This is a genomic window from Lactobacillus huangpiensis, from assembly GCF_019972815.1.
GTDB classification, from domain to species: Bacteria; Bacillota; Bacilli; order Lactobacillales; family Lactobacillaceae; genus Lactobacillus; species Lactobacillus huangpiensis.
Genome location: NZ_BPPA01000006.1, coordinates 94,108 through 109,589, shown reverse-complemented (window position 1 = coordinate 109,589; position 15,482 = coordinate 94,108). Strand labels below are relative to the sequence as shown.

Here is a 15,482-nt window from a genome sequence, read left to right as displayed (position 1 = left end):
TAGTGTAAGAGACAATAATAATTAAAAACAGGTGAGTATTTAAATGGCTAATCGACAAATTAATCTTCAGAATGTAACTATGAAAGAAATTCTGATTGCAATGCGTCGTTTGGGCGGTCAAGTTACAAGACGTGAAATTAGTTCAGATATTCGTGACAATTCCACTGCAATCTCAGAACAAGAAGTAGATAAAATTAAAGTGTCTAAGAAAACGGGTAATAAATATAAACCTTTTGACTATACGCTGAATTATGCAGTTATCTATTTGGTGAGAACAGGCTATTTAGCTGAAGACGGTCATCAATTAGAATTAGCAGAAAAAGGTCGTAAAGTTGATCTTGATACTTTTGATCCGGAAAAGGATGTACGCCCATTTTTAGAAGACAATAATTCTCAGGAATTGAAGAAAAAGAGCTTAGCTGAAATTAACTCTGCTAAAGAAACTACGGATGAAGACATAGAAAACGACCAGTGGAGACAAGATTTACTTGATGCTTTGATGAAAATGGATCCAGGAAGGTTTGAAATCTTTTGCCGCGGTTTACTTACCAAAATGGGGATTGACGTTGATGACACGATTGGCGTTAACTACGTTGCTGACGGTGGTCTTGATGGTTTTGGCTATGTTCGTTCAAACGATTATCGGACTACCCGAGTAGCTCTACAAGCAAAACGCTGGCAATCTAATGTGCCAGCACCTGAAATAGATAAGTTTCGCGGAGCAATGGATAAATACAATGCGGAATTTGGTATTTTTATTACGAATTCTGATTTTACTCGCGGCGCAATTAAGACGGCACGTCAGGGCACCAGAATTATCACTTTGATTGATGGTGAGGAAATCTGTGACCTGGTAGCAAAATATAATTATTACGTGGAGCCTGTGACAACGTATCGGTTGAAATCATTTTATACTGATAAAGATTAAACTATTTAACACGAATTTAGCAACACCAAATGAACAAAAACGAAACATTACATTACCTTGATCAACACGGAATTAAATATGAAATAGTGGAGCATCCAGCTGTTTATAATATGGCAGAAATGGAAAAAATTGCTCTGCCATATCCTGAAGCTAATGCTAAAAACCTGTTTGTGAGGGATGACAAGAAACGTAACTACTATCTTTTGACTATTAAGGGCGATAAAAGAGTCAACTTACAGCAATTTCGTGAGGAAAATGGCACACGCAGACTTAGTTTTGCCTCGCCGCAAGATTTGAAAGAAAAAATGGATTTGGAACCTGGCTCAGTTACACCTTTAGGTCTGTTAAACGATCCTGAGCATGAAATACCGTTTTACCTTGACTCATACTTTAGTCAGCAGTCTAGAATCGCTGTTCATCCCAACGACAATACAGCTACTATTTGGCTAGATCCGCAAGACTTGCTTAAAGTCATAAAAAGTTTGGGTAATCCTGTTAGGGTAGTAAAGATGTAACTTTTATTCTGAATATTATAAAAGATGGTAAATCTAAAAATAGATTTACCATCTTTTTTTATAGCAACTATTAAATTTCTTTTTTTAATATTTCTGGTAGGACTTTTTCCTTAATGGAATTGCTATCAATTTTAGTATAAATTTCGTACCCGCGTGCTAACACATCGCACAGATAAAGTTGAGAAACTTGTCCGGCTACAGAACCAATATTTATAAATTCTCCCACTGCTGTTTGTAATTGAACGTCGCCTAAATTTGCTATGGGCGAGCTCAATTCATTAGAAATGGTAATGATTTTTGCCCCGTTCTTTTTAGCTAGTTTTAAAGAGTCATATGTATCTTTGGTATGACCCGAAAGAGATAGGCCGATAACAACATCTTTTTTTGTTAGTAATGAACTAATTTGTACTTGAATGTGTGGATCAACTTCAGCATGTGCTATTAGACCTATCCTTAACCATGTTTTAGCAAAATCTTTTGCTGACTCTCCAGAGTGCCCTAGGCCAAATAAATAGACCCGCTTGGCCTTAGCCAGTATCTTTACCGCTTTAAGTAAATTTTGTGGAAATAACAAACTTTTAGTTTTGTTGATTGAATCGATCAATAAGTTTGCACTTTTATCATAAAAGTTGCTATCCCCACTAGTGGCAGCCAACTTATTCTGCGAAATTGATTCTTGTGCTAAATAAATTTTTAGTTTAGAAAAGCCTGAAAAGCCAAGTTTTTTACAAAGGCGAATAATGGTAGCATCGCTTGTGTCTGAAGCTATAGCCAATGATTTTATCGTATCGTAAATTACTTGCTCTGCGTGACTAGCAATGTAATTAGCTAATTTTACTTCAGATTTGGTCAACTCTTTTTTGTTCTCATTAAATAATTGAATAAAATTCATTTTTTAAAAAGCCTCTTTCGCTAATGAGTAAATTATATCATCCTTTTTCAAGAAAACGATTGCATTTCCCGTCAAAAAATAATATCATACTTTATGAAGTAAAACTTCAAAAAATAACATTAATGGAGTAAAAATACATATGGAAAAAGAAAAGTTTATCAATAAGATTCATAAGGGATTGATTGTTTCTTGCCAGGCTTTACCCGGAGAACCTTTGTATACTGAAAAAGGAGGGATAATGCCTCTTATGGCGAAGGCTGCTGAAGAAGCGGGTGCGGTAGGTATACGTGCAAATTCAGTCCGTGATATTAAAGAAATTCAAGCTACGGTTAGTTTACCTATAATCGGAATCATTAAAAAGGATTATCCACCTGAAGAGCCGTACATTACACCAACAATGAAAGAAGTAGATGAATTAGTTGAAACCAAGGTTGATGTTATAGCTTTTGACTGCACTTTACGTCCTCGGCATGATGGACAAACTATTAATCAATTTATCAAAAAAGTTAAATTGAAATATCCGCATCAGTTAATGATGGCTGATATATCAAACTTTGAAGAAGCGCAGAATGCTTATGAATGTGGCATGGATTTTGTTGGTACTACCTTGGCTGGTTATACAGCTGAAAGTGAAAACAAGTCTGGACCAGATTTTCAATTAATTAAAAAAATTGTGGATGCTGACCTGCCACTAATTGCGGAGGGTAAAATTCATACTCCAGCTGAATTAAAAAAGGTAATAGACCTTAATCCGCTTGGAATTGTAGTTGGTGGTGCTATTACCAGACCTCTGCAAATTGCTAGGACGTTCACTTCAGTATTTAAAAAAGGGAGAGAATAAAATGGCTAAAAATAAGAGATTCACTGCAATTGGTCAGTGGTTTACTCAATTAGGGCAAGCTTTCATGCTGCCAATTGCTATTTTGCCGGTTGCCGGTTTATTATTAGGACTTGGCGGAGCTTTAACAAATGATGCGGCTGTTTCAGCTTTTCCAGTTTTAAATCAAGTTTGGTTACAAAATACATTAAAAATAATGAATTTTGCCGGTAACGCGGTCTTTAGTAACTTGGCTTTAATCTTTTCAATTGGATTGGCCGTTGGCTTAGCTAAAGGTGATAAGGGTACTGCCGGTTTAGCAGGTGGTGTAGCCTATCTTGTATATACTGCGACAATTTCTGGTTTGCTACAATTGTTTAACCCTAAAAATACAATTGACACCGGTGTTTTAGGTGCGATCGTAATAGGTTCCGTTGTTGCATACTTGCATAATCATTACCGTAAAATTCAGTTGCCACAATTTTTAGGCTTTTTTGGCGGATCAAGATTCGTACCAATTATTTCTGCAATTGCTGCTATAGTTATCGGTGCAATATTTTACTTAATCTGGCCTCCAATTCAAGGTTGGCTGACTACTGCTGGACATGCAATTGCTGCAATGGGCAGTTTTGGTAGTTTCCTGTACGGATTTTTATTACGGCTGACTGGAGCCGTCGGTTTACATCATACTATTTATCCGATGTTCTGGTATACGGCACTCGGCGGCACAGCAGAAGTAGCTGGAAAAACCGTTGTCGGAGCGCAAAATATTTTCTTTGCTCAATTAGCTGATCCGAATTTCCATGGTTTATTCACTTATGGTACTCGGTTTTTTGCTGGACGTTTTGCAACCATGATGTTTGGCTTGCCTGGAGCTGCTTTAGCAATGTACCTTTGCCTGCCAAAAGCTAACAGGAAAAAAGATGGTGGATTGTATCTTTCAGGTGGTCTTACTTCTTTTCTTACAGGTATTACCGAGCCTTTAGAATACTCATTTCTATTTGTAGCTCCTTGGTTATATTTGATTCATTCATTTCTTGATGGTTGCTCATTCTATCTTGCAGATATTATGAACATCAGAATTGGTAATTCATTTTCTGGTGGATTAATAGATTATCTGTTGTTTGGTGTTTTGCAAGGAAAAGATAAAACAAACTGGCCTAATGTATTAATTATTGGTGTTATTTGGTTTTTCCTCTACTTCTTTGTTTTCACTTTTTGTATTAAAAAATTCCACGTCAATATCCCTGGAATGCAAACTGAAGTAGATAATGACGTTGAAAAAAATAATCAAAAATCAGGAAATGCCACCAGTCTACATACAGAGTCTGAGCAAATTATTGCGGCTTTAGGTGGGGCTGAGAATATAAATACTATTTCTGCTTGTGCTACCAGATTAAGAATTTCACTTAAAGATAACAGTCAAGTTAATGAATCTGTATTTAAAAAATTAGGTTCTCCAGGTGTTTTAAAAGTTGCAGGTGGACTACAAATTATTTTTGGTGGGAAAGCCGATCTTTATAGTCAAGAAATAAATGATTTGCTAGCTCATCCTGAAAGAATAAAAGAGACCATAACTAGCCATGATGCTGAAGATAATACAGTAAGTGAAAATAATAAAATGACAATTGACTTTACTGCACCCGTTAACGGTAAATTTAAATCTTTAGTTGATGTTGATGATGAAGTCTTTTCTAAAAAAATGATGGGTGAAGGTTTTGCAATTGAACCAAGTGATCAACATATTTTCAGTCCAGTAGAAGGTGAAGTTGTTTCAATTTTTAAGACCAAGCATGCAATTGGACTTAAAACGAAAGAGGGACTGGAAGTACTATTACATATGGGAATCGATACTGTTGATCTGGCAGGCAAACCATTTACTATTAAAGTCAAAGAAGGAGAGAAAGTTTCTCCAAAAACTGAGTTGGCTGAAGTGGATCTTGAGCAAATTAAAGCAAGTGGTAAAAAGCCAACAATTATTACAGTAATTACAAATTCAGTAGATCATGTTATACAAGCAGGTGATGATGCTAAAACAGGCGATGAGATTCACGCTCAAGATGATGTTTATCATGCTTTAATCAAATAAATAAAATTGGTAGATAAGATGATATTGGTTAGCAAAAGTTTGGTCGTTTGTTGATTGTGATTTTAGTTTTAGCCAGTATTAAGAAGATATATTTCTCAAGTTAGAGTATTTAAAAATAATGTAATTAAAAGCTATTTTGTTGATAAAACCATACAGTAATTTATTTGTATATATTTATCAAATAAATACCACTAAATTATTAACAAAAGGTAAATATTTTTATTTATGAATGTAACTGGTTAAATTATATCAACTTTCATTGTAGAATCTTTTTCGTTGCCGTTAATCTCTGGTCAGGACTAGGATATTGCTTTTAAAAGCACCAAGAAATTAAGACCTGAACGCAGCCAATAATGGTAACGAATCTGATGTTAAAAATATAGTTATCAGTTTAATCTTGACATTAATTAAACATTTAAATCATTGTTAATTAAGTATCTTTCTTTCTTGTGTATAAACCTAATTTCTCAATAAACTGTTGTTTTAGTTAGAATAATTAATATTCATTTAATCATTGAATGGTGATGGATTTCATCAGTTCAGTTTTTATTTGAATTTGCTAATATCTCATCAACGTTGAAATAAAATAGCGGATGATTAAAGCAAAAAGTTGAGGCTTTTGCCTTTTACATCTTTCAGGAAAAAGGATTGTTAGTTGATCAATTAAGCTAATACTAGTTACAAATTAGTAGAAAAAACGCATATGAGTAGGGATAGATTAATTATTAGCATTCTGGCTTAACGACTAAAAACAGTGGTAATCAGAACTAATTTAAAGTCGTAATTGGAGGTGTGGCATCAAAGCGGTTATCGATTACCTGTTACTAAAATTTTACCTAGCATAAACTTAAAAAAAGCAATATCATCAGGTTAAACAAAATAACTATTATAAAAACATCAGAAAAGTAAGGCTAAGATGATAAAATTTTTTACCATTCTTAGCCAAATAGTTAATGCTATACCCCCAAGTGAACTGCCGATTCTTCATTTTTACTTCATGGTGTTGACATAATTAATAAATAATGATAGATTAAAAGTCAATTAAATAAACAACATCCTGCAAAGCAGAGTAACTATTTTGTTGCTGATAAAGAGAGCTGATATTTGGTGAAAATCAGTTAGCAGTAAGTAGTGAACATGGGCTTCTAATTGATGTCCATTGGTGATAATCAGCCAGTGGCGGAGTTGCATCCGTTATTTTTGCAAGCTATTGTTTGATAGTTAATGAGGTTTATTACGTGAGTAATAAATGAATAAAAGGTGGTAACGCGAGCACTCGTCCTTAAGAAGAAAAGGATGAGTGCTTTTTTTATACAAAAATTTGGAGGTTTTTTAGATGACTAAAACTGCTTATACTAACGTTAATTTGTTTAACGGGATTGATGATAAAATTCAGTCTAATACAACATTAGTGGTTGATGACGAGAGTGGTAAGATTACCGAAATTGCTACAGGTACTGCACCTCAAGCAGATAAAACAGTTGATTTGCAGAATAAGTATGTGATTCCTGGCTTAATCAACTGCCATACTCATATTATTATGGATCCTTTGACCCCTGACGGTGGCAGTGAATCTGATGTTGTATCTTCTACGGTTCGTGCCGTTAAACATTTGCATGATTTATTGAAATCAGGTGTTACCTATATTCGTGAATGTGGCAGTACATATAATATAGATATTGCTCTTAATAATTTAATTAAGAAAAACAAATTAACTAAGGTACCAGAAATTGTGCCCGCAGGACACCCATTTTCTATGACTGGTGGACATGGTGATTTGCCTAACTTTGGTGTATTGGTTGATTCACCTGATGAGATGCGTAAGGCTGTTCGCCAAGGAATTAAGGCTGGTGCTAAAGCAATTAAGGTTATGGCAACAGGCGGAGTCATGACTGAGAATGACTCTCTTGATGATCCCCAATTAAGTGAAGCCGAAATGCACGTTGCAGTAGAAGAAGCTCATCACAAAGGTTTAACTGTAGCGGCACATGCGGAGGGCAACCCAGGAATTTTGAATGCGATTAAAGCCGGCGTTGATAGCATTGAACATGGTTTTTACGTTAATGATGAAGAAATTAAGTTGATGATTGAAAAAGGAACATATTTAACACCAACAATAGTTGGAGCTTGGGCATTCATCGAATATGCTCCTGGGAAAATTCCTGAATGGGAAATGAATAAAATAGCTGCAGCTTGGAAAGACTTGCGGGGCAACATAACTAAAGCTAAAAATGCTGGTGTCAAAATCACTCTGGGTACTGATGCGGGAACTCCATTTAATGACTTTACAATGACTCCTGAAGAATTGCCTTTGTTGGTGGAACAAGGCTTTACTAATTTTGAAGCCTTAGAAACCAGTTATAATTCTGCAAAGCTTCTAAAAATAGATAAAGAATACGGTTCTTTAGAAAAAGGTAAGTATGCAGATTTCTTGGTTCTGGATGAAAATCCGTTAGAAAAAATCAGTGCAGTTGTACAAAAGGACAAAGCGGTTTACAAGAAAGGCAAACGAGCTTACTAAATATAAGCATATTATTTTATATTTTCGAACAAATGTTCTATAATAAAGGGAGCTACTAAAAAAGCAGCTTCTTTTATTTTTTAGGAGGACAAAAATGAATCAGAAGTTTTTAGATGTAATGAAAGATGAAGGACCAGTCACTATTGTTACTATTAATGCTAACCCTGCTAGTGTGGTAAATACGTGGATGTCGTATGTAAAAGTCGATGAGGAAAATAATCGCCTTTATCTCCCAGCAGCAGGCATGCATAGTATTGAAAATGATTTTGCTAATGACAATCATGTTGTTTTGACTATGGGTTCTAAAAAAGTAGAGGGTACAGCTGGTCCAGGAGCTGGCTTTCATGTTAAAGGAACCGGAAAATTCTTGGCAGAAGGACCGGAATTTGCTGAAATGAAGGCACGTTTTCCTTGGCTAAGAGAAGTTTTACAGGTTAATATCGACCAAATTGAACAAAAAATTTAATTTATAATGTGCAAATCTGATAGTCTTATTAGATTTCATATGATTAGGCTTAAATTATTAATTATTATTTTTAAAATTTATCTTTAATTTTATTCTAATTTTGGATACAATAAGAGATATAAATTTTTTATCCAAAAAAGGAGGATTAATAATGAAAGCTTTACTTTACAATATGACCCCGGAGCAACAGGTATATGCTGACAAGTGGAATAAAGATCATCCTGAAGATGATTTAGTTTCAACTGAAGACAAGCTTGATGCTAAGACTGTTGAGATGGCGAAAGGCTATGATGTTGTCAGCGTTTTGCAGGTCTTTGACATAGATGAGGAAGAGGTCTATCGTAAACTGAGCTCATATGGAATTAAGCAAATAGCTTTAAGGTCTGTTGGGTATAACATTGTCAATTTTGACTTTGTGCACAAGTATCATATGATTGTAACTAATACACCGGCATATTCTCCTCGTGCAGTGGCGGAGAACACTTTGACTTCTGCAATGTACTTGTTGAGAAAATGGGGACCTATTTTAGATAATGAAAGAGAGCACCTCAATTTTGTTCGGTCTGAAGATTTGATGAGTGATGAAATCTATAACCAAACAGTTGGTATTATTGGTGTTGGACGTATTGGTTCATGCGTTGCAGAAATGTTTCATGCTTTAGGAGCCAACGTACTCGGTTATGACTTGGTTGAAAATCCTGCTAATGAAGCATTTTTAGAATATACCGATTTTGATACTGTAGTCAAAAATGCGGATATTTTGACATTGCATACACCGCTTGAGCCTTCAATGGAAGATATGATTAGTGCAAAGCAATTTAAAGAAATGAAGAACACCGCATATCTCATTAATGCAGCTAGAGGTCCATTGGTTAATACTCAAGACTTGATTGATGCATTGAAGAACAAAGAAATTGCTGGTGCTTCATTGGATGTTATGACTGGTGAAGAGGCAATTGTCATGAAGAAATTCAAAGATATTTCCGAATTGCCAGTTGAGTACCAGGAATTAGCAAAAATGCCTAATGTGGTCTTTACGCCGCACTCCGCATATTACACCAAGACCTCTGTTAAAAATATGATTGAACACAGTATGACTGATGTTAAACGAGTATTAAACGGTCAAAAACCAATATATTTAGTTGAAGAATAGTTACTGCTTATTAGGTGACTGACTGAAAAGTCAGCCACTTTTTTATTGTCAAGATTGTAGTTAGCAACTGTAGCTGAAAAATTGCTATAATGTACAGGTGTAGAAAAATAAACGGAGAAAAAGATGAAAAGGTTTCATCATAAGTTTACTTTACCTGCGATTCTAATATTGCTAATTGTTGCAATTGGGCTTCTTATCGTTGGTATAGCCAATATGCATAAGCAAACTACTTTACCGCCAAATGGCAATTCAAGTGCAATTGGCGTTGAACTAAACCAGAATTATGGTTATGTTGATTTACATGAACTGCAGTCTAACGGCATTTCATTTGTCTATTTGAGAAGTACACAGGGGCGCTCGTACTTTGACGATGATTATTTGTCTTATCGTGATCAAATATTAGGAACTAAACTTGCTTTTGGCACCATCGTTGCTTACAGCAATGAATCAACACCATTGCAGCACTATCAGTATTTTCTGAAAAAGGTGGGCACAGACACGGGAAGTTTACCAATTTGGATAGAACCAGCTATTGATAACTATGATTTAACATATATTAAACAAATGGCTCAATTTTCTGGCATGCTTCAAGGATTAAATAAACGCGTCATGGTAGATATCCCAGTTAAATATAAAAAATATTTTCCCCATGGTGTACAGTTTATTACTGGCGGTAAAAAAGCCCCAAATAAAATGCAATATTCATTTTGGCGCTATAACAATGACGGACGGGTAAAGTCTGTAAGAAATTTAGAAAGTGGGGTAGTTATGCTAACATACAATGGTACAGTTACCCAGTACAAGGAGAAATACGGACAATTAACACAATAATGAAACAAGAAATTCAAGCAGTTTTAACAAAATTAAAAATGGCTGAACCAACTTTGATTCAGCAAGAAACGCGAACTCCAATTTTAAATGGTGCAAGTTGTATCGCGCTTGCCAAAACTGGAACGGGAAAAACCTTGGCTTATGCGTTACCTGCATTGGAAAAAGTAGAAAAAGGCAAACCCAATAGTTTAATTATTATTGCACCAACAACAGAATTAGCGGTGCAAATTCGTCATGCCATTAATCCTTTTATTCATGCTCTCGCTTTAACTGGAATTACACTTGTTGGAGCAGGAAATCGCAAACGTCAGGAAGATAATTTAAAAAAGAAACGCCCTGAAATTGTCGTTGCCACTCCCGGAAGATTTTTTGATTTCTTTTCCGCTAATCGCATAAAAGTTAATCAGATAAGAACTCTGATAATAGATGAGGCAGATGACGTTTTAGAATTTAATAAAATGGAATTATTAAGTTCTTTAGGACAAAATATGACAGCTAATTCGCAGATCTTGCTTTTTGGTGCTACTGAATCAGATATAACCAAAAAGGCAGAAGATATTTTTGCTCGTAAATTTATCACGATTGATGTGCGACCAGAACAGAAATCAACTGTTAAAAATTATTTTTTGCAAATAGACAATGCGCATAAAGTTGATTTTATTCAGCGGCTGATGCGACTTGATGGTTTTAAAGGCATTCTGTTTTTTGATTCAAACCAAACTATGATGCGTTTTGCGGGTATTCTAGCACATACTAAGACTAAATTTGGTATTTTAGCTAATGACTTTGGCAAGCAGAGAAGAGAGGCGGCTCTTAACAATTTTAAAGTTGGCAAAATTAAATTGCTCCTAGCAACAGACTTGGCTGCGCGTGGTTTAGACTTAGCAGGAGTAACATATGTGGTAAACTACGACATTCCTAGTGAAGTTAACACATACATGCATCGTGCCGGAAGAACTGGTAGAATGGGTGCTAAAGGATTTGTGGTTACCCTGGGTGATGATCATGATTTGCGCGATCTTAGGAAGCTGCTTGAACAAAGTGTAAAAATCGAACGTGTATATTTTGCAGGATTTCATTTAACTACTAAATTGCCATGTAAAAAGGAAAGTAAGAAACAAATCGCAATTGAAGAAAAGAGGGCTAGTACATCAAACAAAAAACATAAAAAGCACAAGAATAAAAACAAGGGATATCATCCTCATTATTTGAAAAGAAAGGAGTAAAAATGAGTCGATTAGTTGCTTGGCTTGAAGACTATATTTTGCCTGTAGCAAACAAAATAGGGCAAACTCACTGGCTTGTGGCATTAAGGGATGCATTTGTCTCAGTAATGCCTATTACAATTGCAGGTTCTCTTGCTGTTTTGGTCAAAAGCCTGATTGCTGCAGCCAAAACTGAATTAGGCTGGTATACTTTTGCTTGGGCAATGCAGCCGCTCTCACTAGTGTGTAATGTAGTTTGGCGCGGTACCTTTGCTTTATTTGCCCTTTTTTTGTCAATGTCTTTGGGCTATCATTTAGCTAAAAGCATGGAAGTTGATCCAGTTGCTGGAGCAATTGTTTCTTTATCTTCTTTGGCCATGAGCATTGCTAATTTAACTAAACTTAAAATTAACGGCAAAGTAGTTCCTGTTCATAAAGTTTTTAATATTTCACAATTTTCGACTACTGGCATTTTTACTGCTATTTTATTTGGTTCAATCGGTGTTGCTATCTTTGCACTTTGTTTTAGAGCGAGAATCAAGCTTCATCTTTCTGCCAATTTGCCTTATGCTGAGCAAATGGCATTTGATTCACTTATTCCTGCAATTATTGCGATATTTTGTGTTGGTATGATTAATTTTGTCTTTCAGACAATCACGGGAACTTTTTTTGGCAACTGGTTGCTCAATTCGATTCAAACACCTTTAGTAAAATTAGGTCAAGGATTCGGTATGGTAATGCTTGTGACCTTATTAGTCCAAATTTTTAGCTTTTTTGGTTTTAATGGTTTAAGTGTCTGGGCTCCAATTTTAGATTCAATTTGGCTAACTGCCCAGAACGTTAATGTTACAGCTGCCCGTGCAGGAAGAGAAGCACCTTTTATCTGGGTTCGCGGATCATTTGACGCATTTGCCTGGTTTGGGGGAGCAGGGGGAACTTTGATGCTGATTGTGGCCATACTGCTGTTTTCCAAACGGAGTGACTACCGAACAATTGCTAAAGTTGCACTTGCACCGGGAATTTTTAATATCAATGAACCAATTGTTTTCGGCTTGCCTGTAGTTCTCAATCCAGTTTATTTTATACCGTTTGTTGTTGCTCCTTTAGTCAATGTAGCTTTTTCATATGGTGTCAGCATGATGAATATAGTTAATCCTGTACAAGTAGCAGTTCCTGCCGTTGTGCCACCAATCATCGGGCCATTTTTAGCCTGTAATTATGATTGGCGTGCTATTGTATTGTCAATTGTCAACATGCTGATAGCTTTAGCTATTTGGACCCCCTTCGTTTTTGCGGCAGATAAAATCGCTGATTCTAATGCACCACAACCATATTTTACTCGTCAATATTAGTTACTAAAAAAATTGGCTTTTATCACTCAAATTTGGTAAAGTTAATTTATTGCGACCCTGTAGTTTATCTGGATAGAACAATGGTCTCCTAAACCGTAGAGGTGAGTTCGAATCTCACCGGGGTCATATAAGGTATAATTTAAATACAAATTTTACAGATTTTAAATTTATTAGAAAACAGTTGATAATCCTTTGTAGCAGGATCATTTTCAGCTTAACTGTCCTGTTTTAAACAAGATTGGCTTTTTTAGTTTAATTAGAATTTTTAAAAATGAATCCACACAAAATGTCTTTACCCGAAATTTTAGATAATTTTCGGGCTCGTAATGTAACTTTTAAATTAAAAGATGGTACTAAAAGAACAATCTTTGTTAATGAAATTGAGGACGAAGATGATGACCAACCTGAAATGATTTTTATGGCTGATGATCCAAAAGATGATGTTTTTATCTCACAAGTAGTTGATGCAATTCCAGGCAGTGCCAATTTTTCTTTAGATATACATCAAATGCCATTCTGTGAATTAAAATTTGTCCTAAAAGGTCAAAAAGTAGAATTTAAGCTTAAAGATGGTGCAATTAAAACCTTTGTGGTAATGAATGTTTTAATCAAAAATACAACAAAGACAAATTTCACGTTTGTTGGTAACAAAAAAGAAGATAGTATTGATAGTTCAGATATATTAGGGGTAAAAATAATTGCGGACAAATAAAAGTCTGACTACCAAGAAGATAATCAGACCAGAATTTGAAAGATTTGTTATTTATGTAAATATGAATAAAATAAAGTTTATATTTTAGTTTGAGAAATAAAGATTAATTAAAATGTCAGAAATAGATAAATATATGAAAATAGTATTAATAATAATGTATCAATATATACTATCCGGGAGTTTTAGGACTATCATGACCGTATGAATTTTTCAAATTAATACGCCCATTTCTTTTTTGACTAATAAGTTCTGTCTTTTCTTTTTGTGCTAGATTTTTTGCGTATTCCAAGGCATCAGCTTTGCGGTCAAAAGTTTTAGAAATTTTGTCACTACCAGCGATTTTAACAGCCCATTTATCGCCGTGAGTAGTAACCCAAACATTTTTTGTGACTTCTTCCTTACCCATAATTTATTCACCTCTTTTCAAAGTAATTATACAGCTAATTAATATATAATGTGAAAGAATAAACACTTTTTATAAAGTGTTTATTTGTGTGTTTGCTAATTTAAAGCAGTTGCTAGCGAAATTGTTTAGTATATTGGCGATTTTAAAATCCGAATAATTAAAAAGATGATTAATATGAATAAAGTTAATGATATTCCAAGCAGTATTCTTCTACATTTGACTGTCTTTGTCTTGTCAAAAACAAAAACAAAACAAAAAGTGGCAACAACAATTAGTAAACCAGTAATTAATAATAACTTAAAATTATAATTCATTTTTTCACCCTTTTCAGTTCAATGAATAATATTGCATAATATTTGCTTGTGTTTTGTTAGTTGATTTATTAATATATTATTTATTGGAGTAATTGGAGGATTTTATGAACACTATTAGGGTAATGACTGTTTTTGGTACCAGACCGGAAGCTATAAAGATGTCTCCGTTGGTACAGAGATTAAAAAAAGATAATCGATTTGAAGAAATTACGGTGGTTACAGCACAACACCGGGAAATGCTAGATCAGGTTCTTGATATATTTAAAATCAAGCCAGATTATGACTTTAATATTATGGAAAAGAACCAAAGTTTAGAGGGTGTCACGGCTAAAGTATTAATCGACATGACAAAAGTCTTAAAAGAAGTTAAACCAGATATTGTTTTGGTCCATGGAGATACAACTACCAGTTTTGCTGCTGGTTTAGCCAGCTTTTATAATAAATGTCCTTTAGGTCATGTTGAGGCTGGACTGCGAACATGGAATAAGTATTCACCTTTTCCCGAAGAAATGAATAGGCAAATGACAGATGATTTAACTGATCTTTATTTTGCACCAACTGCGGTAAGTAAGCAAAATCTGATTAAAGAAAACCACAATTCTGACAATATTTTTATCACAGGTAATACAGCTATTGATGCCTTGGAAGAAACTGTTCAAGCTGATTACCACCATGAGGTTTTAGATCAGATTAAGCATGGAAACAAGATAATTCTTGTGACCATGCACAGGCGGGAAAATCAGGGCGAACCTATGAGACGAGTTTTTAAAGTGATGAAACAAGTTGTAGACAATCAAGATGATGTTGAAATTATTTATCCCGTTCATTTATCGCCAAGTGTGCAAAAAGTTGCTCACGAAATTTTAGGTAACGACCCGCGTGTCCATTTGATTGCCCCATTAGACGTGGTTGATTTTCATAACTTAGTTAAATTAAGTTACTTTATTATGACAGATTCTGGTGGGGTTCAAGAGGAAGCTCCTGCATTAAATAAGCCAGTACTGGTTTTAAGGGATACTACAGAGAGACCAGAAGGTGTTAAAGCTGGGACACTAAAATTAGTGGGAACACAAGTTGATAATGTCAGAAACGCAATGTTGGAATTACTTGAAAATAAAAAAGTTTATGACCAGATGGCCAATGCAAAGAACCCTTATGGTGATGGTCATGCATCAGAAAGAATAATGGATGATATTGCCTATTATTTTGCTCAAAATAAGGGTGAAAAACCTGTTGATTTTAAATAAGCTGTCTAAATTTTATTATACAAAAAGCCAAGAA

Annotated in this window: 14 protein-coding genes, 1 tRNA gene and 1 other annotated feature; of the genes, 13 read left to right on the top strand and 2 right to left on the bottom strand. The window is 34.8% G+C overall.

The window, feature by feature from the left end; translation table 11 throughout:
- Positions 1-43 precede the first annotated feature (43 nt).
- Both LDM90_RS06015 and LDM90_RS06010 read left to right on the top strand, forming a co-directional pair.
- Positions 44-928 (top strand): restriction endonuclease, encoded by an 885-nt coding sequence (locus LDM90_RS06015; RefSeq protein ID WP_223896842.1) that lies wholly within the window; start codon positions 44-46, stop codon positions 926-928.
- Between the two features lie 29 nt (positions 929-957).
- The gene (locus LDM90_RS06010) at positions 958-1,443 is read left to right on the top strand and encodes a prolyl-tRNA synthetase associated domain-containing protein (RefSeq protein ID WP_223896843.1); all 486 of its coding nucleotides are present in this window, start codon (positions 958-960) and stop codon (positions 1,441-1,443) included.
- Between the two features lie 70 nt (positions 1,444-1,513).
- Here the strand turns inward: LDM90_RS06010 and LDM90_RS06005 are convergent, their stop codons facing one another.
- Positions 1,514-2,335: a MurR/RpiR family transcriptional regulator gene (locus LDM90_RS06005; protein WP_223896844.1), complete on the bottom strand. Its 822-nt coding sequence runs from the start codon at positions 2,333-2,335 to the stop codon at positions 1,514-1,516.
- Positions 2,336-2,474: 139 nt separating this feature from the next.
- On the opposite strand from LDM90_RS06005, the gene LDM90_RS06000 reads away from it, so the two are divergent.
- The 10 genes from LDM90_RS06000 to LDM90_RS05955 all read left to right on the top strand — a co-directional run bounded on the left by LDM90_RS06000 (position 2,475) and on the right by LDM90_RS05955 (position 13,481).
- Positions 2,475-3,176, top strand: a complete 702-nt coding sequence (locus LDM90_RS06000; RefSeq protein WP_223896845.1) for an N-acetylmannosamine-6-phosphate 2-epimerase — start codon at positions 2,475-2,477, stop codon at positions 3,174-3,176.
- A 1-nt stretch (position 3,177) separates the two neighbouring features.
- Positions 3,178-5,241 (top strand): glucose PTS transporter subunit IIA, encoded by a 2,064-nt coding sequence (locus LDM90_RS05995; RefSeq protein WP_223896846.1) that lies wholly within the window; start codon positions 3,178-3,180, stop codon positions 5,239-5,241.
- 1,048 nt (positions 5,242-6,289) lie between these two features.
- Positions 6,290-6,528: a binding site (T-box leader), on the top strand.
- Positions 6,529-6,577: 49 nt separating this feature from the next.
- Positions 6,578-7,762: a metal-dependent hydrolase family protein gene (locus tag LDM90_RS05990; protein WP_223896847.1), complete on the top strand. Its 1,185-nt coding sequence runs from the start codon at positions 6,578-6,580 to the stop codon at positions 7,760-7,762.
- 94 nt (positions 7,763-7,856) lie between these two features.
- Entirely contained in the window at positions 7,857-8,228 is a 372-nt protein-coding gene (locus tag LDM90_RS05985; protein WP_034977295.1) for a hypothetical protein, read from the top strand.
- Between the two features lie 151 nt (positions 8,229-8,379).
- On the top strand, positions 8,380-9,381 hold the full coding sequence (locus LDM90_RS05980; protein ID WP_198213306.1) for a D-2-hydroxyacid dehydrogenase: 1,002 nt from the start codon (positions 8,380-8,382) through the stop codon (positions 9,379-9,381).
- A gap of 123 nt (positions 9,382-9,504) precedes the next feature.
- Complete coding sequence (locus LDM90_RS05975) at positions 9,505-10,212, top strand: GH25 family lysozyme (RefSeq protein WP_223896848.1); 708 nt, start codon at positions 9,505-9,507, stop codon at positions 10,210-10,212.
- Complete coding sequence (locus LDM90_RS05970; RefSeq protein WP_223896906.1) at positions 10,209-11,438, top strand: DEAD/DEAH box helicase; 1,230 nt, start codon at positions 10,209-10,211, stop codon at positions 11,436-11,438. The genes LDM90_RS05975 and LDM90_RS05970 overlap by 4 nt, the downstream gene beginning before the upstream one ends.
- A 2-nt stretch (positions 11,439-11,440) precedes the next feature.
- Positions 11,441-12,769 carry a PTS sugar transporter subunit IIC gene (locus tag LDM90_RS05965; protein ID WP_223896849.1) on the top strand — a complete coding sequence of 443 codons (1,329 nt, stop codon included), beginning with the start codon at positions 11,441-11,443 and terminating at the stop codon, positions 12,767-12,769.
- A 53-nt stretch (positions 12,770-12,822) separates the two neighbouring features.
- Positions 12,823-12,895, top strand: a tRNA-Arg gene (locus tag LDM90_RS05960).
- A gap of 145 nt (positions 12,896-13,040) precedes the next feature.
- Positions 13,041-13,481 (top strand): hypothetical protein, encoded by a 441-nt coding sequence (locus tag LDM90_RS05955; protein ID WP_223896850.1) that lies wholly within the window; start codon positions 13,041-13,043, stop codon positions 13,479-13,481.
- A gap of 169 nt (positions 13,482-13,650) precedes the next feature.
- On the opposite strand, the gene LDM90_RS05950 is transcribed toward LDM90_RS05955, so the two are convergent.
- Positions 13,651-13,887 (bottom strand): DUF2188 domain-containing protein, encoded by a 237-nt coding sequence (locus tag LDM90_RS05950; protein WP_223896851.1) that lies wholly within the window; start codon positions 13,885-13,887, stop codon positions 13,651-13,653.
- A gap of 418 nt (positions 13,888-14,305) precedes the next feature.
- Here LDM90_RS05950 and wecB point away from each other — a divergent pair, with 418 nt between their 5' ends.
- Positions 14,306-15,448, top strand: a complete 1,143-nt coding sequence (gene wecB, locus LDM90_RS05945) for a non-hydrolyzing UDP-N-acetylglucosamine 2-epimerase (protein WP_223896852.1) — start codon at positions 14,306-14,308, stop codon at positions 15,446-15,448.
- The last annotated feature ends 34 nt before the right edge of the window (positions 15,449-15,482 follow it).

Coding starts and splice junctions, on each gene's coding strand:
- LDM90_RS06015 (WP_223896842.1), top strand. CDS start 44: ATGGCTAATCGACAAATTAATCTTCAGAATGTAACTATGAAAGAAATT.
- LDM90_RS06010 (WP_223896843.1), top strand. CDS start 958: ATGAACAAAAACGAAACATTACATTACCTTGATCAACACGGAATTAAA.
- LDM90_RS06005 (WP_223896844.1), bottom strand. CDS start 2,335: ATGAATTTTATTCAATTATTTAATGAGAACAAAAAAGAGTTGACCAAA.
- LDM90_RS06000 (WP_223896845.1), top strand. CDS start 2,475: ATGGAAAAAGAAAAGTTTATCAATAAGATTCATAAGGGATTGATTGTT.
- LDM90_RS05995 (WP_223896846.1), top strand. CDS start 3,178: ATGGCTAAAAATAAGAGATTCACTGCAATTGGTCAGTGGTTTACTCAA.
- LDM90_RS05990 (WP_223896847.1), top strand. CDS start 6,578: ATGACTAAAACTGCTTATACTAACGTTAATTTGTTTAACGGGATTGAT.
- LDM90_RS05985 (WP_034977295.1), top strand. CDS start 7,857: ATGAATCAGAAGTTTTTAGATGTAATGAAAGATGAAGGACCAGTCACT.
- LDM90_RS05980 (WP_198213306.1), top strand. CDS start 8,380: ATGAAAGCTTTACTTTACAATATGACCCCGGAGCAACAGGTATATGCT.
- LDM90_RS05975 (WP_223896848.1), top strand. CDS start 9,505: ATGAAAAGGTTTCATCATAAGTTTACTTTACCTGCGATTCTAATATTG.
- LDM90_RS05965 (WP_223896849.1), top strand. CDS start 11,441: ATGAGTCGATTAGTTGCTTGGCTTGAAGACTATATTTTGCCTGTAGCA.
- LDM90_RS05955 (WP_223896850.1), top strand. CDS start 13,041: ATGAATCCACACAAAATGTCTTTACCCGAAATTTTAGATAATTTTCGG.
- LDM90_RS05950 (WP_223896851.1), bottom strand. CDS start 13,887: ATGGGTAAGGAAGAAGTCACAAAAAATGTTTGGGTTACTACTCACGGC.
- wecB (WP_223896852.1), top strand. CDS start 14,306: ATGAACACTATTAGGGTAATGACTGTTTTTGGTACCAGACCGGAAGCT.